We start from the raw sequence: 21,024 nt of genomic DNA, 5'->3' as shown, positions 1-21,024 counted from the left end.
CAACGCAAGACCGAAATGGCGAGGTGAGGCATGCAGGAGCAAGAGGCGCCGTCGCGCTGGCGTCGCAGGCTGCGGCGCAGCGGCTGGTCGGCCCGGTCGCTGGCCATGGTGGTGCTGATGATGGGTTTGCTGCTGACCCTGGCCGCCACGGCCTGGCTGCGGGCCGAGGAGCGCAGCCAGGCCGGCCGCGAGTTCGAGCGTCTGGGCGAGCGGATCGAGCGCGAGCTGCAGCGCCGCCTGAATCTGCCGATCTACGGCCTGCATGGCGGGCGCGGCCTGTTCACCGCCAGCCGCGATGTGCAGCTCGGCGAGTTCCGCGCCTATGTGGAGTCGCGCCAGATGACCCGCGAGTTTCCCGGCGTGCGCGGCTTCGGCTTTGTCGAACCGGTCCAGGCTTCGGCGCTGCCGGCGCTGGCGGCCGAACTGCAAGACGAGGGCGCGCTCGATTTCGGCGTCAAGCGCCTGGGGCAGGCGCAGCCGCACTACATCATCAAATACATCGAGCCCTTGCGCGACAACCGCAATGCCTGGGGCCTGGACATGGGCGGCGAGCCCTTGCGGCGCGAGATGATCGAGCGTGCCATCGACAGCGGGCAGGCCATGTTGACCGGCCGCATCACGCTGGTGCAGGACGAGCAGCAGAGCCCGGGCTTTCTGCTGATGCTGCCGATCTACCGCAAGGGCACCGATCCTCAAACCACGCAGCAGCGCCGCGACACCTTGCGCGGCCTGGTCTATGCGCCGCTGGTGGCACGCGAGCTGTTTGCCGATCTGGCGGCGGCCGGCGATGGGCGTCTGGCCTTGCGCATTTACGAGGGTGAGACGGCCCATGCGGACCATCTGGTGTTTGGCAGCGTGGTGGCGGCCGAACCGCGCTTCAGCGCGCTGCGCTCGCTGGAGTTCGGCGGGCGCCGGTTCTGGCTGCGGCTGGACAGCCTGCCCGGTCTGGAGCGCGAGCTGGCCCGCAACGAGCCGGTCTGGGTCGGCGCCGGCGGGCTGTTGCTCAGCGCGGCGCTGGCCGGGGTGGTCTATCTGCTGGCCTCGGGACGCGCCCGGGCCCAGGCGCTGGCCGAGGCGATGACGGGTGATCTGGAGCGCCTGGCCGTCGTCGCGCGAGGGACGACCAATAGCGTGCTGGCCACCGATGCGCAGCTGCGCATCAGCTGGGTCAACGAGGGCTTTGGCCGGGTCACCGGCTATAGCAGCGCCGAGGCGCTGGGCCGCACGCCGGGCGAGCTGCTGGGCAGCGGCCTGGCCGATCCGGCCGTGCTGCGGACGCTGGCGCAGGCGGCGGCCGAGGGTCAGGGCTGCCGGGTCGAGATCCTGAACCGGCGCAAGGATGGCAGCCTCTACTGGGTTGATACCGAGGTGCAGCCGGTGCGCGACGAGCAGGGGCGGTTGAGCGGCTTTATCGAGATCGCGCTGGACATCACCGAGCGCAAGCAGGCCGCCGAGGCGCTGGCGCTGGAGCGCGAGCGCCTGGCCAATATCATTGCCGGCACCCATGCCGGCACCTGGGAGCTGGACCTGATCGCCGGCGAGCTGCGCATCAACGAGCGCTGGGCCGGCATGCTAGGCCTCACGCGCGAGCAACTGCAGCCGCTGGGCATGAGCACCTGGTCCGGCCTGGTTCATCCCGAGGACCTGCCCGGCGCCGAACTGGCCCTGCATGCCCATCTGCAGGGCGACACGCCCGACTACCAGGCCGAGTTCCGCATGCGCCACCGCGAGGGCCACTGGGTCTGGGTGCAGTCGCGCGGCCGGGTGATCGCACGCACCGCCGATGGCCGGCCGCACTGGATGGCCGGCATGCATATCGATATCAGCGAACGCCGCGCGCTGGAGGCCTCGACTCAGCGCAGCCACGCACTGCTACGCAGCGTGCTGGACAGCCTGCCCTGCGGCCTGAGCGTGTTCGATGCCGAGTTTCGGCTGGTGGCTCACAACGAGGCCTTCTTGCGCCTGCTGGATTTCCCGCCCGCGTTCGGCCAGCCCGGCGACACCCGTTTCGAGGACTTCATCCGCTACAACCTCGAGCGTGGCGAGTACCAGGTCGAGGCCGACGAAGACCCGTCCGAGCAGCTGGAGCGCATCGTCGCGCGGGCCCGCCAGGGTGGACCGCACCAGTTCGAGCGCATCCGGCCGGACGGCACGGCGCTGGAAATCCGCGGCGCGCCCATGCCCGACGGCGGGCTGGTGACCACCTATGTGGACATCAGCGAGCGCAAGCGTCTGGAGGCCGAGCAGCGCCGCAGCGCCGAGCTGCTGCGTGTGGTGCTGGAGAGCCTGCCCTGCGGTCTGACGGTGATCGACCCGCAGGGGCGGCTGCTGCTGCACAACAGCATGTACGAGCGGCTCTACCAGTTCGGGCCCGATTTCTTCGCCGCCGGCACGGTCACGGTGGAAGACACGGTGCGCTCGCGCTGGCCGCATGGCGACTATGGCGAGGCCTCGCTGGAGCAGGCGCTGGCCCAGACCTGGGCCCGCGTCGAAGCGGCGCTGCGCGAGCCGCATTACTGGGAGCGCTGGCGGCGCGATGGCTTGTGCCTGGAGATCCGCAGCGCGCCGGTGCCGGGCCTGGGCTTTGTCTCCACCTACGCCGATGTCAGCGAGCAGCGCCGCGCCGCGCAGGAACAGGCGCGCACCGTGGCCCTGCTCAATGCGGTGCTGGACTCCAGCACCAAGGTGGGCCTGGTGGCGACCGGCGAGGACCGGGTGATCACGCTGTTCAACCGCGGTGCCGAGCAGATGCTGGGCTGGCCGGCCGAGGATGTGGTGGGGCGCGGCACGGCCGCCGACTTCAGCTCGGCCTCGGATCTGATCGAGGCCAGCGAGCGGGTGTTCCGTCAGACCGGCGAGCGTGTCGACGGCTTCGAGGCCCTGGTCCACCCCACCGAGCTGAACCGCGAGATCGAGAGCTGCTATCTGCGCCGGGATGGCCAGACGATGGAGGCGCTGCGCGTGGTCACCGAGCTGCGCGGCCGTGACGGCAGCCGCTACGGCTATCTGGGCGTGTTCATCGACATCACCGCGCGCAAGCGTCTGCAGGCGCGCCAGCAGGAGGCTCAGGCCGAAGCGGAGCGCGCCACGGCGGTGGCCGTGCAGGCCAGCCTGGCCAAGAGCCAGTTCCTGGCCACTATGAGCCACGAGATCCGCACGCCGATGAATGCGGTGTTGGGCATGCTCAGGCTGCTGCAGCGCACGCCGCTGGACGAGCGCCAGCGCGATTATCTGGGCAAGAGCGAAGGCGCGGCGCGCTCGCTCTTGCGCCTGCTCAACGACATCCTGGACTTCTCCAAGGTCGAGGCCGGCAAGCTGGATCTGGACCCGTTTGCCTTCAGCCCCCGGGTACTGGTCGATGAGCTGGCGGTGATACTGCGGGCCAATATCGGCGACAAGGCACTGGCCCTGGTCTTCGAGCTCGACCCGGCCCTGCCGCCATGGCTGTGGGGCGATGCGCTGCGGCTGCAGCAGGTGCTGATCAATCTGGGCGGCAACGCGGTCAAGTTCACCGAGCGCGGCGAGGTGCGGGTCGCGCTGCGCTGCCACCACCTGGACGCACAGCGGGTCGAGATCGAATTCGAGGTGCAGGACAGCGGCATCGGCATTGCCGCCGATCAGCAAAGCCATGTCTTCAGCGGCTTCAGCCAGGCCGAGGCCTCGACGACACGGCGTTTCGGCGGCAGCGGGCTGGGCCTGGCGATCAGCCAGCGCCTGGTGCGGCTGATGGGTGGCGAGCTGGGCCTGAACAGTGCGCCGGGGCAGGGCAGCCGTTTCTTCTTCAGCCTGAGCCTGCCGCTGGCGCAGGCGCCGGCCGCTGCGGCGGCCTCGGACCCGCAGCAGCACCGGCTCGACGGCATGCGGCTGCTGGTGGTCGAGGACAATCTGAACAACCAGCAGATCGCGCAGGAGCTGTTGCAGGACGAGGGTGCCCGCGTGACGCTGGCCGGCAACGGCCGGCTCGCGCTGGACCTGCTGGCGGTCGATCCGCACTGGGACGCGGTGCTGATGGATGTGCAGATGCCGGTGCTGGACGGTCTGAGCGCCACCCGGCTGATCCGCAGCGAGCTGGGCCTGGGCGAGCTGCCCATCATCGCGATGACGGCCAACGCCATGCCCGAGGACCGGCTGGCCTGTCTGGAGGCGGGCATGAATGCCCATATCGGCAAGCCCTTTGATCTGGACGCGCTGGTGGCCCTGCTGCGCGGCGGCACCGCCTGGCGCGCCGCGCCGGCCGGCGCCGCGCCGGGCCTGGACCCGCAGGGCGCGCTGCAGCGCATGATGGGCAAGACGGGTTTGTACCGGCGCATGCTGCGCTCCTTCAGCGGCCAGGCCGAGGCGCTGCCGGCGCAGCTGCGCGCCCATCTGCTCGACGAAGGCTTCGCCGAGGCGGCGGCGGCGCTGCATGGCTTCAAGGGCCTGGCCGCAACCCTGGGCGCGAACGCGCTGGCGTCACGCGCCGGCGCGCTGGAGCAGGGGCTCAAGAGCGGGGGTGGCCTGACGCCAGCGGCCGTCGCGGCGCTGGAGCAGCAGATAGCCTCCGATCTGCAGGCCTTGTCGGACCTGGTCCAGGCGCTGGACGAGGCGCCCGCCATGCCGGCGGGCGCAGTGACGGGCGACGCATCCCAGCGGCAGCAGGCGCTGCGCCAGCTGGCCCAGCTGCTGGGTCGCTCGGACATGGCGGCACTCGATGTGCTGGAGCGTCTGCGCCTTGAGCATGGGGCCACGCTGTCGCCTGAACACTTCGAGGCGCTGGACGAGGCGATGGCGCAGCTGGACTTTGGCCGCGCTCTGCAATACTGCGAAGCCATGATGTCGGAGACCCATCCATGACCGAGCGAGACAGCCCGGACCCGCAGGGCCTGCACCAGTTGCTGGGCCGACGCCCGCGCCTGCTGCTGGTGGACGACCAGCCCATCAATATCCAGGTGCTGCACCAGGTGTTCGCGGCTGATTGCCAGGTGCTGATGGCCACCGGCGGTGCCCAGGCCTTGCAGCTGTGTCGCGAGCAGCTGCCCGATCTGCTGCTGCTCGATGTGCAGATGCCCGAGATGGACGGCTATGAGCTGTGCCAAAGGCTCAAGGCGGATGAGCTGCTGCGCGATATGCCAGTGATCTTTGTCACCGCCCATCAGGAGGCCGAGGCCGAGACCCGCGGCCTGGCCTGCGGGGCGGTGGACTTCATCACCAAGCCCTTCAATCCGGCCGTGGTGCGGGCGCGCGTGCGCACCCATCTGACCCTGAAGCTGCAATCCGATCTGCTGCGTCAGCTGGCCTTTGTCGACGGGCTGACCGGGTTGCACAACCGGCGTTTCTTCGACGAGCGCCTTGAGGCCGAGTTCCAGCGCGCGCTGCGCAATGCCAGCAGCCTGGCCCTGCTGATGATCGATGTGGATTTTTTCAAGCGCTACAACGACCACTACGGCCATCTGGCCGGCGACGATGCCTTGCGCGGTGTCGCGGTGGCGCTGCGCGGCGCGCTCAAGCGGCCCGGCGACCTGCTGTGCCGCTATGGCGGCGAGGAGTTCGCGGTGCTGCTGCCCGAGACCGAGATGGAGGGCGCGCTGCGCGTGGCCGAGGCGCTGGAGGTGGCGGTGCGGGGCTTGCGCTGCCCGCATGCGGGCTCGGAGGTGGCCGAGGTGGTCACGATCAGCCTGGGCCTGGTCTGCGGCGTGCCGGGCGCGCGCGACAGCGTCGCCACGATGCTGCAAGAGGCCGATCGCCAGCTCTACCAGGCCAAGGCCCAGGGCCGCGCACGGGTCAGCGCCAGCGCGCTTCAGGCCGCGATCACATAGGTATCGCGGCCCTGCGATTTGGCGCGGTACATCGCGGCGTCGGCCCGCTCCACCAGCGTGGTGGCGCGGTCGCCGGCCTCGGCCAGCGCCAGGCCCAGGCTGCTGCGCACCGCCAGCTGCAGGCCGCCGTCCAGCATGAAGAGCGGGCGTATCGCGGCCAGTATCTTCTGCGCCAGCGGCTCCAGCTCATGGGCCTGCTGCACATCCTCCAGCAGCACGGTGAACTCGTCGCCGGCCAGGCGGGCGACGAAATCGGTCTGCCTGACGCTGGCGCGCAGGCGCCGGCCGAACTCCTTGAGCACCGCATCGCCGATCGCGTGGCCGTGCTGATCGTTGATCTTCTTGAAACCGTCCAGGTCCATGAAGCCCAGCGCCAGGCGTGTGCCGTGGCGCTGCGCGCGCAGCAGGCCCTGGTCCAGCTGCTCGTGGAAATGGCGCCGGTTCGGCAGGCCGGTCAGCGCATCGAAGCGGGCCTCCGAGGCCAGCTGGATCTCCAGGTTCTTCATCACCGTCAGATCGCTGGCCAGCACGAAGAATCCCTGCACCGTGCCCTTGTCGCAGCAGTCGGGCACATAGCCGAATTGCAGAAAGCGCGGCTCGCCCGGCTTGGCGCTCCACAGCCCGAACTCGCGCCGCTGCCCGGCCAGCGCGGCCAGCACATGCTCGCGGTGGCTGGCGTACTCGGTGGGGCCCAGCAAGGATTCCAGCGGCCGGCCCAGCACCTGCTCGGCCGGGAGCTGGCCCCAGTCCAGCGCGACGCGGTTGCAAAACTGCAATCGCTGCTCGCCGTCCACATAGGCGATCAGGGCCGGCACATTGTCGGTAATGCCGCGCAGCCGCGCCTCGCTGGCGCGCAGCGAGGCCTGTTGCTGCTCCAGCTGCGCGCGCTTGCGGCGCAGCTCGATCAGCACGCCGACCTGGCGGGCCAGCACGGTCAGCGCGCGCCGCTGCGAGTCGGTCAGCTCGCGCGGTTTCGTATCGATCACGCACAGCGCGCCAAGCGCATGGCCCTCGCCGGTGACCAGCGGCGCGCCGGCGTAGAAGCGGATGCCCAGCTCGCCGGTGACCAGCGGGTTGTCGACGAAGCGTGGGTCCAGCAGCGCGTTGGGCACCTGCATCAGCTCATCGGGTTTCAGGATGGCATGGGTGCAGAAGGACTGCTCGCGCGGTGTCTCGCTGGTGTCCAGCCCGCAGCGGGCCTTGAACCACTGCCGGTTCGCATCGATCAGGCTGATCGCTGCAATGGGCACCTCGCACCACTCCGCCGCCAGGCTCACCAGATCATCGAAGGCCGGATCTCGCGGGCTGTCCAGCAAGGCCAGCGCCTGCAAGTCCTTCAGCCGTTCGAGTTCTTGGGCGGGCAGGGGCAGGGACATGGAAGCGCTCCGCGCGGGTCGGGATGGGAGCGATATTAAGCGGGTCTGGGTGGAGCGGGTGATGGGAATCGAACCCACGCTATCTGCTTGGGAAGCAGAAGTTCGACCATTGAACTACACCCGCACTGGCGCGCATTCTAGCGTCTCAATGCATGGGTGGCTGGTTGCTCAGCACCGTCAGCATGACGCCGGTGGTTTGTGCCAGCACCGGTGCATCGGTGACGACCAGGGTTGTGCCCTCATGCAGCATCGGCTGGATCTGGGCCAGGAACTCGGCGGGCAGTTGGGCGGCGGTCAGGGTCTGCGCATCGATGACGCTGCCGGCCGCGTCGGCATGGCCGGGGACGGCCAGGCCGACCCAGCGCAGCGAGCGCTCCGGATCGCGCAGGGCCACATAGGCGTGGGTGCCGGCCACCTTGGGCAGTGATGTCGTGGCGATGCGGGAGCGGGCGACCTCGACACCGGCGCGCAGCACCAGCAAGCGGGCGTCGGCCAGGCTGACGACCAGGGCCAGAGGCTCTTGCGGCTCGGAGGGGCCGGGCATGACGCGATAGGCGTCGCAGGCGGGCAGGCGCGGCTGCGCCAGCGGCTCGCCGGTCTTGGCGTCCAGCGTTGTCAACAAGGGCGCCACAGGGCCGGACGGCGGTGCGCCTGTGCCCTTGGCGACCACCACCGTCATGCCCATCGGGCTGGCCTCGAACAGCTGCTCGGCAAAGGCCGAGGGCAGGTGCACGCAGCCATGGGACGAGGGGTAGCCCGGCAGCCCGCCGGCATGCAGGGCGATGCCGCCCCAGGTCAGGCGCTGGATGTAGGGCATGGGCGCGCTGTTGTAGATCGAGGAGCGGTGATGCCTGTCCTTCTGCAGCGTATGGAACACGCCGGTCGGCGTCTCGAAGCCTTTTCTGCCGCTGCTGATGGTGCTGTAGCCGATCAGCAGCGCGTTGCGATAGACATAGGCGAGCTGCGCCTGCAGATCGACGAAGACCAGCACCGGCCCGCTGGGCGCCAGCTGCGGGCTCCAGACCCATTGCCCGTGCGTGAGCTGCTCGGGCGCCAGATCGACGGCCTGGGTCCTGCGTTCGCCCCAGAACGGCACCTCCGCGCCGGCCGCCAGCACCACGCCCAGCAGCAAGGCGGCGGCCGTGCTGCGCAGCCGGTGCCGAGCCGTCGGACGCCTCGGTTCAAGTTTCGGATCGGATTTCGGCTCAGCAATCATGCACATGCACGCCTTCGGTCGGATCGACCGCTGCGGTCCAGGGCTGGGCCGCGATGGCGGCGCGGGTGTCGGCCAGGCCGGCCGCGCGGCGCGCCTCGATGCTGGCGCGGCTGAAGTCCATGTCCTTGGTCTGGTCCTCGTCGGCCAGGCGTGGCGCCAGCAGGCGCAGCACATGCATCTGCGTACCGCAGCCCCAGGCCGTCAGCTCGCGCACGGCGGGGCTGCGGCGCTGCTCGGCGGGCAGCTGGCGGCCCAGCTCGCGGATGATGTGGCGCAGGTGGTGGATCTGCTGCTGGCGGGCCAGCGCCGCGTCGATGCGGCTGGCGTACTGGATGTCCTTCTGGCGGTTGCCGACCTCCCAGATGCTCTCGGGCTCGGGACCTTCGGGATTCCAGAGGTGGATGGAGAAGATCGTCGAATCGCGCCGCGGGTTGTCGTCGAGCACGCATTCCAGCGGCGTGTTCGAGTAGATGCCGCCGTCCCAGAAGGGCTCATCGTCATCGATGCGCACCGCCGGGAAGGCCGGCGGCAGCGCGCCGGAAGCCATGATGTGGCGGGCATCCAGCGCCTGGTCGCGGCTGTCGAAATAGTGCATCTGGCCGCTGCGGGCGCTGACGCAGCCCACCGTCAGCCGGGTCGGCGCGGCTTGCTGCAGGCGCTCGAAGTCCAGCAGCCGGGCCAGGGTCTGCTGCAGCGGCGAGGTGCTGTAGTAGGCGGCGCGCTCCAGTCCGAGCCGGGTCTGCGGGCCGTAAAGGCTGCCGGGGCCGGGCTCGAAGAAGCCCGGGATGCCCCGGCTTACGGTCGCCAGATTGTTCCAGGCCGGCCCCCAGGGCGCCGGCTGGCCGACCAGGTCCCAGAACTCGCACAGACGCTGCAGCCGCAGCTCGGGCGCATTGCCGGCGATCAGCGCGCCGTTGATCGCGCCTATCGAGGTGCCCACCACCCAGTCGGGCTCCAGCCCGGCCTCATGCAAGGCCTCGTAAACGCCCAGCTGATAGGCACCTAAAGCACCGCCGCCTTGCAGGACCAGCACCAACTGACCAGGAGGGCGGGGGATGCTTGCTGCGCTTGCCGGTTTGCTCATGGGGTGAGGATAGCCGCCGAGATCGCCTTGTCTTGTGCCAAGGTCGCCAGGGTCATTTGCGCAACCATGCGAACGTACCGCCTGCCGCAAGTACGGCGGCCAAGCCCAGCCATGCGATGCCGGGACCTGTCGGGCCCAACGTTGCAAAGGTCCATGCGTACACCCAGCTCCACTTGCCGGTAAAGGGCGGGCTGCGAGGACTGGCAAGACTGGACAAGCCCAACGCCAAAGCGACCGCACTCATGCCCCACAAGAAGTAGGCACGCTCCTTCAGGGTAGTAGGCTTGCGCCAATGGTCATGATCGGGCTGGCCGCGCCAAAGCTTCATAGCAATTCAACTGAGAGATTGGAGTTGAATTGTGCGGCATGACCTCGGGGCTGGCCTTGATGTGTCGCTTCCATTGCCATCACCGTCATGCGCTGAGCCGCCGCTTCCGCGCAGCTACTCGGCCAACTTCTCCGCCAACGCAACAAGTCCTCGATCACTGCCCGGCGGGCCGAGCAGCGACAGCCCCAGCGGCGCGCCGTCGCGCTTGAGCAGGGGCAGGCTCAGCTGCGGGAAGCCGGACAGGCCGGCGATGCACAGCATCTGGATGCTGCGGTTGCGGTAGTCCTCCAGCGTGCTCTCGGCTGCGTTGCGCAGCGGTGCGATGTCCGGCATCGTCGGCATCAGCAGCACACCGTCGTTGCCCAGCAGGGTGGCCAGATGTGCACGGAAGGCGTCGCGGAAGGCGCGGGCGCCTGCGACCTGGGCGTCGCTCACTTGGCGAGACCAGGCAAAGCGCTCGGCCACGCCTGGGCCCAGCGGCGGCGCATAGCGCTCGATCAGCGGACCGTCGGTCAGCCAGGCCTCGCGGCCCTGGATGTAGCGGAACTGCCAGTACATGGTCTCCAGGCTGTCCAGCACCACGGCCACCGGCGCGGCCTCGCCCAGCCGGGCCTGGACCTGGGCCGAGGCGCCGGCGGTGGCCTCGGCCACCTCGGTGGACAGCAGGCCCCAGAGCTCATGCGGCCACAGCAGGCGCGTCGGTGTGGGGGCCATGTCTTGCCCCAGCAGCACATCGGCGACCCGGCTCATCACGGCCGCATCGCGGGCGAAGAAGCCGCAGGTGTCGAGGCTGGGCGCCAGGTCCAGCGCGCCTTCGAGGCTGATGCGGCCATGGCTGGGGCGCAGGCCGTAGAGGCCGCAGTGGCTGGCCGGTGCGCGCACCGAGCCGCCGGTGTCAGTGCCCAGCGCGAAATCGCACAGGCCGCTGGAGACGGCCGAGGCCGAGCCCGAGGACGAGCCGCCGCTGATGCGCTCGGGCGCCGCGCCGTTGATCGGTGCGCCGAAATGGGCGTTGTTGCCGTTCATCGAGAAGGCCAGCTCGTCGGTGACGGTCTTGCCGACGAAGCGCGCGCCGGCGTCCAGTAGCTTCTGCACGGTGGGCGCGGTGCGGCTCTTGATACCGGAGCGGGCCAGCACGATGGGGTTGCCGCCGCCGGTCGGGTAGCCGGCCACATCGAACAGATCCTTGACCGCGAAGGTCAGGCCGGCCAGGGGGCCGGGGGCGGCATGGGGAACGGGGGCGTCGGGGTAGGGAACGAAAGCGTGGGCCGGGTCGTGAACAGTCGTCATCAGGCGAGCGCGGTGGTGGCGGTTTCGATATGGTGGCAGCGGGCCAGATGGCCGACCGAGAACACCACCGGCTCGGGTTGCAGGCGCCGGCAGGTCTCGTTGGCACGAGCGCAGCGGTCGGCGAAGGCACAGCCGGGCGGCAGATTCGCCAAGTCTGGCGGGCTGCCGGCGATGGTGTCAAGTCTTGCGCGGTCATTGCCAACACGGGCCAGCGCACCATGCGCACGGCTCTTCAGCAGCGCCAGCGTGTAGGGATGGCGCGGCGCACGCATGATCTCGCGCACCGTGCCTTCCTCGACGATGCGGCCGGCATACATCACCGCGATGCGGTCCGCCACCTCGACCGCCGCGCCGATATCGTGGGTGACGAAGAGCACCGACAGGCCCAGCTCGCGCTGCAGCTCGCGCAGCAGCAGCAACACCTGGATCTGCACCGTGGCGTCCAGCGCGGTGGTCGGCTCGTCGGCCAGCAGCAGCTGGGGCCGGCAGGCCAGCGCCAGCGCGATCATCGCGCGTTGGCGCATGCCGCCGGACATCTCGTGCGCGTAAGCGTCCAGACGGCGCTCGGGGCTAGGGATGCGCACTCGCTCGAACAGTGCCAGCGCGCGGGCCTGGGCCTCGGCCTCGCCGACGCCGCTTTCATGGCGGCGGATCGCCTCCTTGATCTGCGCGCCCACCGTGTAGACCGGGTCCAGCGCCAGCAGCGGCTCCTGGAAGATCATCGAGGCGACCTTGCCCCGGTAGTCGGCCAGCTCGCGCGCCGACATCGCCAACACATCGCGCCCGCCGACCTGCATCTGGCCCTCGATGCGGCTGCGCTTCTCGGGGTGCAGACGCAAGAGGCTGCGCATCGTGACGCTCTTGCCCGAGCCCGACTCGCCGATCAGCGCGAGCACCTCGCCGCGCTGCAGCTCCAGGCTGACGCCGCTGACCGCTTTGACCGGCTTCTTGCCACCGGTGAAGGTGACGCTGAGGTTCTTCAGCACCACCATAGGCTCTTGCTTGCCTGCCTTCATGCGGCGGCCTCCGGATGGCCGCTGCCGCGCTCGTGCATCAGGCAGGCGACGATGTGATCGGTGCCGGCGGCCGTGGGCAAGGGCACGCGCTGGGAACAGATGGGTGCGGCCTGGGCGCAGCGCGGATGAAAGCGGCAGCCGCTGGGCGGGTTGATCGGGTTGGGCGGGTCGCCAGCCAGCGGCGCCTCTTCGGTGCGCATGTCCGGGTCCATCGCCGGCATCGAGGACAGCAGGGCTTTGGTGTAGGGATGGGCCGGTGTCTCGAACAAGGCCTCGGAGGGCCCGATCTCGGCCACCTGGCCCAGATACATCACCATCACCCTATCGCTGATGAAGCGCACGACGCCCAGGTCGTGGCTGATGAAGACATAGGTCAGGCCGAACTCGGCCTTCAGGTCCAGCAGCAGGTTCAGCACCTGGGCCTCGACCGATTTGTCCAGCGCCGAGACGGCCTCGTCCAGTATCACCAGGCGCGGCTGCAGCGCCAGCGCTCGCGCGATATTGACGCGCTGGCGCTGGCCGCCGGACAGCTCATGCGGATAGCGGCCGGCAAAGCGGGCCGGCTCCAGGCCGACGCGGGCCAGCAGGTCATGCGAGCGCGCACGCGCCTCGCGCTTGGGCACGCCGTGCACCTGGGGCGCGAAGGCGATCGAATCCTCGATCGTCAGCCGCGGGTTCAGCGAGGCATAGCTGTCCTGGAACACCATCTGCACCTGGCGGTGGAACTCCTTCAGCGGCAGCGCGCGGCTGCCGACGCTGCGGCCGTCGAAGACCACCTCGCCGGCGCTCGGGTTGATCAGCTGCATCAGCAGCCGTGCGGTCGTGCTCTTGCCGCAGCCCGATTCGCCGACCACGCCCAGGGTCTCGCCCTTGAGCACGTTGAAGTCGACGCCGTCGACCGCACGAACCACGCCGCCGCCGCGGCCCAGCGGATCCTTTTTCAGCGGAAAGTGCTTGGTGAGTCCCTTAATCGTCAACAGCGGTTGGGCCGGGCCGCCGACATCTTCAAGCGGGGAGAAAAGCTCTTCCAGGACAGCGCTCATTGCTTGATCTCCATCGCGCTGCGCAAGCCGTCGGACAGCAGATTGAAGGCGATCGAGGTGATGAAGATCATCACGCCGGGCAGGGCGGAGATCCAGGGCTGGACATAGATGGCGGTGCGCAAGGTGTTCAGCATCAGGCCCCACTCGGGCTCGGGCGGCTTCACGCCCAGGCCCAGGAAGGACAGACCGGAGGCCAGGATCATCGAGACCGCGATCAGGCCGGTGGCGTAGACGAAGATCGGCGACAGCACATTGCCCAGCACATGCACGCGCACGATGGTGAAGGCGCTGGCGCCAGAGGCGCGCGCCGCCTCCACATAGTCGCGCCCGCGCACCTGGGTGGTGACGCTCTCGGCCACCCGCACGATCTGCGGGATGAAGACGATGGTCAGCGAGATCAGCGAGTTGGTGATGCCGGCGCCCAGGGCGCCGGACAGCGCTATCGCCAGCAGCACCGAGGGGAAGGCGTAGAACACATCGACCGTGCGCATGATCAGCGTGTTGGTCAGCCCGCCCGCATAGCCGGCGATGATGCCGATCACGGTGCCGATCACGAAGGCGAACAGCACTGGCGTCAGGCCCATGAACAGCGACAGCCGGGCGCCGACGATCAGGCGCGACAGCATGTCGCGGCCCAGCTCGTCGCTGCCCAGCGGCAGGCCCTCGGTGCCTATGGGCTTCAGACGCTTCATCATCGAGGCGGCATAGGGATCGGCGGGCGCCAGCCAGGGGCCGAAGACCGCCAGCGCCAGCAGCGCCAGCACGACCAGGCCGGCGCCGACGGCCACCGGGTCGCGCAGCAGGCGCGCGAGCACGCCCTGCCAGTAGCCGGGCGAGCGCAGCGGTGCGGGCGCAGCGAGAGAAGGAGTCGTCATCACGGCTGCCATTTCAGGATCTCGCGATACGGGGGTCGAGCAGGGTCTGCACCACATCGACCACCAGATTGAGCAGCACAAAGAACAGCGCCAGCACCAGGATGGTGCCCTGCAGCAGCGGCAGGTCGCGCTGGAAGATGGCGGAGTTCAAGAGGAAGCCGGTGCCGGGCCAGGAGAACACCGTCTCGATCAGGATGGAGCCGCCCAGCAGATAGCCCAGCTGCAGACCCATCACGGCCAGCGCGGTCGGCGCGGCATTCTTGACGACGTGGCGGAAGATGCCCAGATCCGTCAGGCCCTTGGCACGCAGGCCGACGACGAACTCCTGCGAAAGGATGTCGGCCACCAGGGCCCGCACCGTGCGGGCGATGATGCCCATCGGTATCACCGACATCGTCAGCGCCGGCAGCAGCATGTACTGGAAGTGGGCCCAGTCCCAGGCCCAGGTGCCCGAGCCATCGGGGCCGGCGCCGGTGGCGGGCAGCCAGTTCAAGGTGGCGGCGAACACGATCACCATCACCATGCCCAGCCAGTAGTGCGGCACGCTGACGCCCAGCACGCTGAGCATCGAGGCCAGCCGGTCCAGCCAGCTGCCGCGGAAGTAGCCGGCAACGAAGCCGAAGAAAGAGCCGAGGACGAAGCCGATCAGCGTCGCCAGCAGCGCCAGCCGCAGCGTGTTGCCGACCGCCTTGATCACCTCGGCGGCCACCGGCCGGCCGCTGGCGATGCTGGTGCCCAGATCGCCCTGCAGCGCTCTCCAGACCCAGGCGAAGAACTGCTCGGGATAGCTGCGGTTGAAGCCGTAGAGCTCGCGCAGCTGTTCCTGCAGATCGGCCGAGGCGTCCGGCGGCAGGATGGACACCAGCGGGTCGCCGGGCGAGAGATGGACCAGCGCAAAGCACACCAGGGCCACGCCCCCCATGATGGGCAGGGCGTAGATGATGCGTCTGAGCAGGTAGATCAGCATTGGCGGCGATCAGTCCATGCTCATGGGCGCAATGTCGATGAACCAGCTGCGCGGCTGCACGACGCCCTTGACCTTGGCGCTCATCGCGCGCGGGCCGACATCATGGGCGATCCACACAAAGGCGGCGTCCTCGACGATGCGGGCATGCAGCTTGGCCAGCGCGACGTCGCGGGCCTTGTCGTCAAAGGCGGTGCGGGCGTCGGCGATCAGCTTGTCGACCTCGGCATTGCCGTAATAGCCCCAGTTGTTGGAGACCGGTGGGAAGGTCTTGGTGCTCGAGAAACGCACCATTGCGAAGAAGGGGTCCATCGCGGCGAAGCTGACATTGGTGGCGTGCGCGCCATTGGCCGAGGGGTCCTTGGCGCCCTTGCGCCAGTTGGTGAACAGCGTGTTCCATTCGATCACGTCGAAGTCGACATCGAAGTAGCACTGCTTCAGCGACTGCTGGACGAACTCGTTCATCGGCAGCGGCTGCATCTGGCCCGAGCCAGAGGCCGAGATCTGCACCTTGACCTTGACCGGCTTGGCGGCGGAGAAGCCGGCCTGCGCCATCAGCGCCTGGGCGGCCTTGACGTCGTACTTGATGTCGAACTTCGGATTGCCCCACCAGGGATGGCCCGGCGGCACCGTGCCCTTGGGGATGGCCATCATGCCGCCCAGAAAGGTCTTCAGGCCCTCGCGGTCGACGCAGAGATTGGCGGCCTGGCGCACGCGCTTGTCCAGCCAGGGCGAGCCCTCCGCGAAGGACAGCTGCCAGGGCCAGACATGGGGCTGGGCATTGCTGTAGATCTTGTGGCCGCGCTGGGTGATCTGGGCCATTGCGTCGGGCGATGGCGCCTCGATCCAGTCGACCTGGCCCGACAGCAGCGCGGCGGTGCGGGCATTGGCCTCGGGCATAGGCAGCATCACGACCTTGTCGATCTTGGGCACGCGCTTGGCATCCCAGTAGCCCTTGTTGGCCACCATCTCCAGACGCTCGCGGGCGACGAAGCGGCTCATCTTGAAGGGGCCGGAGCCGGAGGCGTCGGCGGCAAACGCGGTCCAGGCCTGCTTACTACGCTCGGCGGCATCGGTCACGCCGGCCGGCACGGCCTTCAGCTTGGCCTCCCAGTGCGCGGGCGATGCCATGAAGAGATTGGTCAGATTCAGCGGCAGGAAGGAGTCGGGCTCGCTGGTCGTCAGCTCGACCGTCAGCTCATCGATCTTGCGGGCGCTGCGCAGCGTGGGCATGCGCGAGGCGGTGACGCCGACCTGGCTGGCGTCGAAATGCGGTGCGTCCTTGTCCAGCACCTTGCGGACATTCCAGACCACCGCGTCGGCATTGAAGGCCGAGCCGTCATGGAACTTGACGCCCGGGCGCAGCTTGAACACCCACTTGGTCTTGTCCTTGGCGTCGACCGTCCAGCTGGTGGCCAGGCCCGGGATCAACACGCTGGCGGCATCGGCCTTGGACAGGTCCCAGTGGGTCAGCGCGTCATACATCGGGATGCCGGTGAAGCGGTTGCCCTCGAAGCCCTGGTCGGGCTGGCCCAGCGTGCGCGGGATGTCTGCTGCGGTCATTGCGATGCGCAAGGTTTTTTCCTGGGCCAAGGCGCTGCTGGCGAGGGCCAGGGCGGCCAGCGCAAAAACGAGATGGGGACGCTTCATCGGGGCTCCTCGTGGGTTGTTTGCAGGCTCAGACGCAAGTCATGTGCCAGGCGCTGCGCAGGCCGCAGTCGACACTGTCCAGCAGCGGCAGCGCAAATTCCGGCTGCAGCCGGGCGGCCCAGCCGGCCAGTGCCGCACCGCCGACGATGATGCTGGCCACCCCGGGCAGTGTGGCTGCCTGCTGGCAGGCCTCGCGCAGCACGCGGCCGGCCATTTCGGGGTCGGCCGCCAGCTCGGCGCCGGTCGGCGCGACGCTGACGATGCCGGCCAGCGGCTCGAGCAGATCCAGGCTCCAGGCCAGGCGCCTGAGCATGGGCACCCAGGCGGCGCCGCCGGTGACGATGGCGTAGCGGCCACGTGCGGCGGCCTCACGCATCGAGGCTTCGGCCAATGCACAGACCGGCACGCGGGCGCGCTCGCGCAGCGCCAGCAGCCCCGGGTCACCGAAACAGCCGAGCAGCACCACATTGGGGCTCGCTCCCTCCGATAGTGCGGTGTCGTAGGCGTCCAGCACCGCATGGCTGGCCAGGGCCAGGCCGTACTCGCTGCTGATATAGCGCAGGCCGAAGCGGGCGGTGCGCGTCAACACCTGGCCCCCGATGGGCGTCAGCGGGGCGGCGGCCTGCGCCAGTTGGCGGGTCACCGCCTCGCTGGTGTTGGGGTTGATCAGCAGCAGCAGGCTCATGGCCCGGGCCGCTGCAACTCCTGTGCCCGCCTCGGAGCGTCAGCGCGGCGGCAGGTCGACGAAGGCAGAGGGAGCAAACTCGGCCGCCCCCGCCGGCCGCTGGCCGGCCGCCCAGTCCTGCAGGGCCGCCGCCGACATCGGGCGGGCGAAGAAATAGCCCTGCAGCTCATCGCAGCCCAGCGCCAGCAGCACATCGCGCTGGCCGGCGGTCTCGACGCCCTCGGCCACCACGCTGAGGTCCAGCGCATGGGCCAGCTTGACCACCGCGTCGACCACGGCGCGCGCATCGGCGCTGGTTTCCAGGTCCTGGATGAAGCCGCGGTCGATCTTCAACTGACGAGCCGGCAATTGGCGCAGATAGCTCAGGCTGGAGTAGCCGGTGCCGAAGTCGTCGATGGACAGGAACACGCCGATGCGCGACAGGCCCTCGAAGGCGGCCTGGGTGGCGCTGATGTCTTCCATCGCCACCGATTCGGTGATCTCGCAGAGCAGGCGCTCCGGCGCGACGCGGTGGCGGCTCAGCGCCTGCTCGATGCGCGCGACCAGGTCGCCCTGGCGCAGCTGGTGGACCGAAAGATTGATCGCGACGCGGATGCGCAGGCCATCCTGCTCCCAGGCCTGCATCTGGCGGCAGGCCTCGTTGATGACCCAGCCGCCAAGCTCGTTGATCAGGCCGAAGCGCTCGGCAATCGGGATAAAGACATCGGGCGGGATCATGCCGCGCTCCGGGTGCTGCCAGCGCAGCAAGGCCTCGACGCCGCGCAAGAGGCCGCGCTGGCCGTCGAACTTGGGCTGGTAGTGCAGGCTGATCTGGCCCTCGGCCAGGGCCTGGCGCAGCGCGTGCTGCAGGCTCAGCTGCTCGGCCGCGCCGGCATCCATATGGCTCTCGAACACCGCATAGGTGTTGCCGCCATTGCGTTTGGCCGCATACATCGCGGCGTCGGCATGGCCCATCAGCTTGTCGCCCGGGCCATGCTCGGGGTAGACGGCGATGCCCACCGAGGCCGCCACATGCAGCTTGCGCCCGCCTATCGTGAAGGCCTGGGTCAGCGACTGCACCAGGCGGTGCGCCAGCGCTGCGCTGTCGGCCACGTCGGCCACGTCTTCGAGCAGCAGCACGAACTCGTCGCCGCCCAGCCGCGCCACCGTGTCGCTGTCGCGCGCCACCGCCAGCAGGCGCTGCGCCACCTCCTGCAGCAGCGTGTCGCCGGCGGCGTGGCCGTAGGAGTCGTTGACCGGCTTGAAGCCGTCCAGATCGACGAAGAGAACGGCCAGGCGCTTGATCTGGCGGCTGCTGCGCTCGCCGCCGCGCTCCAGCATCGCCAGCGCATGGCCGAGCCGGTCCTCGAACAGCAGGCGGTTCGGCAGCCCGGTCAGCGGGTCGAGGAAGGCACGCTTTTGCAGCTCCTGGTTGGCCGATTGCAGCTGGCTGTTGGCGTCCTGCAGCGAGGCAGCCAGCGCGGCGGTCTTGCCTTGCATGCGCGCGTCCAGGCTGGAGGTCAGCAAGGTCATCGCCAGCAGGGCCAGCGAGGCCAGCATGATCAGCTCGCCGAGCTCGGTGCCGTCCAGCTGGTCGGCGCTGAGGCAGACGCTGCCTTCGGGGAAGCCGGCGGCGGCCATGCCGGTGTAGTGCATGCCGCTGATCGCCAGCCCCATCACCAGCGCGGCCAGGGCCTGGTAGCGCCGGCCATGCTGGGGCTTGACGCCGCGCAGCCAGAAGAAGATCAGCAGGGCCACGGCCGAGGCACCCACCGCGATCGCGGCCGAGGCGGCCACCAGCAGCGGCTTCCAGACGATGCCCGGTGCCATGTCCAGCGCGGCCATGCCGGTGTAGTGCATCGCGCAGATGCCCACGCCCATCACCAGGGCGCCGCCGCCCAGCCGGCCGGCCGTCAGCGAACCCTGGCTGGCCAGGCCCAGCGCCACCGCCGAGGCCGCCACGGCGGCCACCCAGGACAGCAGGGTCAGCAGGCCGGTATAGCCCAGCGCGATCGGCAGCGTGTAGGCCTGCATGCCGATGAAGTGCATGGACCAGATGCCCGAGCCCATTGCCACCGAGCCGCCCAGCCACCAGATGCGGGCGACCGCAGCGTCGGTGCTGCGCACCCGCTTGGCCAGGTCCAGGGTCACATAGGACGCGAAGCAGGCGATCAGCACGGAGGCAAGGACGATGCCGGGATCGTAAAGCGGTGTCAGCAAGGGCATGGGGGAGGGGACCGGTGGCGGCCACACTGGCCGTCTGGTCTGAATATAAGTCAAGGCTAGTACGGCATGGGCGAGTGCCGGTTAGAGTCGCGAGCATGAACAAGCCCGCGCTCATCCCTCCGACCGTTCTGACCCTGGCCTGGCGCCAGCTGTGGCGCGACTGGCGCGCCGGCGAGCTGCGTCTGCTGGTGCTGGCCGTCGCGCTGGCGGTGGCGGCGCTGTGCGCGGTGGGCTTTCTGGCCGACCGGATGGAGCAGGGGCTCAAGCGCGACGCGGCCCAGCTGCTGGGCGGCGACGCGGTGGTCAGCAGCGACCAGGTGACGCCGGTGCCGCTGCGCGAACTGGCCGAACGTCTCGGGCTGGCGCGGGTCGGCACGGTCAGCTTCCCCAGCATGGCGCGGGCGCCGGACGAGCAGGGCGGCGCCAGCCGGCTGGTGGCGGTCAAGGCGGTCGGCGAGGCCTATCCGCTGCGCGGCAAGGTCAGCCTGGCCGACGGGCGCAAGCTCGGAGCGCCGGCGCGCGGCGAGGTCTGGGTCGATGCCGGGGTGCTGGACGCGCTGGGACTGAAGCTCGGCGACCCCTTGCTGCTCGGCGAGTCCCGCCTGAAGCTGGCCGGCGTGATTGCCAACGAGCCCGACCGGGGCGCCGGCTTCCTGAGCTTTGCGCCGCGGGTGATGCTGGCCGAGGCCGATCTGGCTGCCACCGGCCTGGTTCAGCCGGCCAGCCGGCTGAACTACCGCTTCGCGGTGATCGCGCCGGCTGGGCGGGCGGCCGCCGCACGCGAGTTCGAGCAGCAGGCGGCGGCGCTGATCGAGGCCCAGGGCCTGCGCGGCGTGCGCCTGGAGTCGCTGGAAGGCGGTCGGCCCGAGATGCGCCAGACCATGGACCGGGCCAGCAAGTTCCTGAACCTGGTGGCGATGCTGTCGGCCCTGCTGGCGGCGGTGGCGGTGGCGCTGGCGGCGCGTGACTTTGCGGCCCGCCATCTGGACGACTGCGCGATGCTGCGGGTGCTGGGCCAGCCGCAGCGCCGCATCGCCTGGGCCTATGGTCTGGAGTTCGGCGTCGTCGGCCTGCTGGCCAGCCTGGTCGGCGTGGCCCTGGGTTTCGCGCTGCACTATGTGTTCGTCAGCCTGCTGGCCGGACTGATCGCGGTCGATCTGCCGGCCGCCGGCCTGTGGCCGGTGGGCCTGGGCGTCGGGCTGGGCATGAGCCTGCTGCTGGGCTTCGGGCTGCCGCCGGTGCTGCAACTGGCGGCGGTGCCGGCGCTGCGGGTGATGCGGCGCGATCTGGGCACTATCAAGGCCGGCTCGCTGCTGGTGCTGGGTGCCGGGGTACTGGGCTTTGGCGCCATCCTGGTGGCGCTGTCGGGCGATATCAAGCTGGGCCTGATCGCGGCCGGCGGCTTCGCGGCGGCACTAGCCGTGTTTGCGCTGCTGGCCTGGGGCGCGGTGCTGCTGCTGCGCCGTCTGGTGCCCGGCGCGGGCGCGCCGCGCTGGC

At 69.6% G+C, this 21,024-nt stretch carries 14 protein-coding genes and 1 tRNA gene; 3 read left to right on the top strand and 12 right to left on the bottom strand.

Features of this window, described 5'->3' with window-relative positions:
• Nucleotides 1-30: 30 nt before the first annotated feature.
• Nucleotides 31-4,833, top strand: a complete 4,803-nt coding sequence (locus PO768_RS05615; RefSeq protein WP_272645256.1) for a PAS-domain containing protein — start codon at nucleotides 31-33, stop codon at nucleotides 4,831-4,833.
• Complete coding sequence (locus tag PO768_RS05610) at nucleotides 4,830-5,795, top strand: diguanylate cyclase (protein WP_272645255.1); 966 nt, start codon at nucleotides 4,830-4,832, stop codon at nucleotides 5,793-5,795. The genes PO768_RS05615 and PO768_RS05610 overlap by 4 nt, the downstream gene beginning before the upstream one ends.
• On the opposite strand, the gene PO768_RS05605 is transcribed toward PO768_RS05610, so the two are convergent.
• The 12 genes from PO768_RS05605 to PO768_RS05550 all read right to left on the bottom strand — a co-directional run bounded on the left by PO768_RS05605 (nucleotide 5,777) and on the right by PO768_RS05550 (nucleotide 19,527).
• Nucleotides 5,777-7,171, bottom strand: a complete 1,395-nt coding sequence (locus tag PO768_RS05605; protein ID WP_272645254.1) for a diguanylate cyclase domain-containing protein — start codon at nucleotides 7,169-7,171, stop codon at nucleotides 5,777-5,779. The two genes, PO768_RS05610 and PO768_RS05605, sit on opposite strands and share 19 nt — an antisense overlap.
• 50 nt (nucleotides 7,172-7,221) lie before the next feature.
• Nucleotides 7,222-7,295 (bottom strand) — tRNA-Gly (locus tag PO768_RS05600).
• A gap of 21 nt (nucleotides 7,296-7,316) precedes the next feature.
• Nucleotides 7,317-8,387: a L,D-transpeptidase family protein gene (locus PO768_RS05595; protein ID WP_272645253.1), complete on the bottom strand. Its 1,071-nt coding sequence runs from the start codon at nucleotides 8,385-8,387 to the stop codon at nucleotides 7,317-7,319.
• Nucleotides 8,377-9,471 (bottom strand): patatin-like phospholipase family protein, encoded by a 1,095-nt coding sequence (locus PO768_RS05590; RefSeq protein WP_272645252.1) that lies wholly within the window; start codon nucleotides 9,469-9,471, stop codon nucleotides 8,377-8,379. Before PO768_RS05590 ends, PO768_RS05595 begins: the two co-directional genes overlap by 11 nt.
• 442 nt (nucleotides 9,472-9,913) lie before the next feature.
• Nucleotides 9,914-11,089 carry an amidase gene (locus PO768_RS05585; RefSeq protein WP_272645251.1) on the bottom strand — a complete coding sequence of 392 codons (1,176 nt, stop codon included), beginning with the start codon at nucleotides 11,087-11,089 and terminating at the stop codon, nucleotides 9,914-9,916.
• Nucleotides 11,089-12,105, bottom strand: a complete 1,017-nt coding sequence (locus tag PO768_RS05580) for an ABC transporter ATP-binding protein (RefSeq protein WP_442953181.1) — start codon at nucleotides 12,103-12,105, stop codon at nucleotides 11,089-11,091. The genes PO768_RS05585 and PO768_RS05580 overlap by 1 nt, the downstream gene beginning before the upstream one ends.
• Nucleotides 12,102-13,148 carry an ABC transporter ATP-binding protein gene (locus PO768_RS05575; protein WP_272645250.1) on the bottom strand — a complete coding sequence of 349 codons (1,047 nt, stop codon included), beginning with the start codon at nucleotides 13,146-13,148 and terminating at the stop codon, nucleotides 12,102-12,104. The genes PO768_RS05580 and PO768_RS05575 overlap by 4 nt, the downstream gene beginning before the upstream one ends.
• The gene (locus PO768_RS05570; RefSeq protein WP_442953180.1) at nucleotides 13,145-14,023 is read right to left on the bottom strand and encodes an ABC transporter permease; all 879 of its coding nucleotides are present in this window, start codon (nucleotides 14,021-14,023) and stop codon (nucleotides 13,145-13,147) included. Before PO768_RS05570 ends, PO768_RS05575 begins: the two co-directional genes overlap by 4 nt.
• Nucleotides 14,024-14,036: 13 nt before the next feature.
• On the bottom strand, nucleotides 14,037-14,990 hold the full coding sequence (locus tag PO768_RS05565; protein WP_272645248.1) for an ABC transporter permease: 954 nt from the start codon (nucleotides 14,988-14,990) through the stop codon (nucleotides 14,037-14,039).
• A gap of 9 nt (nucleotides 14,991-14,999) precedes the next feature.
• Nucleotides 15,000-16,637 (bottom strand): ABC transporter substrate-binding protein, encoded by a 1,638-nt coding sequence (locus tag PO768_RS05560; protein ID WP_272645247.1) that lies wholly within the window; start codon nucleotides 16,635-16,637, stop codon nucleotides 15,000-15,002.
• A 28-nt stretch (nucleotides 16,638-16,665) separates the two neighbouring features.
• On the bottom strand, nucleotides 16,666-17,322 hold the full coding sequence (locus PO768_RS05555) for an aspartate/glutamate racemase family protein (protein ID WP_137943316.1): 657 nt from the start codon (nucleotides 17,320-17,322) through the stop codon (nucleotides 16,666-16,668).
• Nucleotides 17,323-17,361: 39 nt separating this feature from the next.
• Nucleotides 17,362-19,527 (bottom strand): putative bifunctional diguanylate cyclase/phosphodiesterase, encoded by a 2,166-nt coding sequence (locus PO768_RS05550; RefSeq protein ID WP_272645246.1) that lies wholly within the window; start codon nucleotides 19,525-19,527, stop codon nucleotides 17,362-17,364.
• 95 nt (nucleotides 19,528-19,622) lie between these two features.
• On the opposite strand from PO768_RS05550, the gene PO768_RS05545 reads away from it, so the two are divergent.
• Nucleotides 19,623-21,024, top strand: a 1,402-nt coding sequence (locus tag PO768_RS05545) for an ABC transporter permease (protein ID WP_272645245.1), incomplete at its 3' end; no start/stop codon positions are given.

It is taken from the genome of Paucibacter sp. XJ19-41 (genome assembly GCF_028462495.1).
GTDB lineage: Bacteria > Pseudomonadota > Gammaproteobacteria > Burkholderiales > Burkholderiaceae_C > Roseateles_E.
Note: the sequence above shows the minus strand (reverse complement) of the source record. Positions and strands in the feature narration are given on the sequence as shown.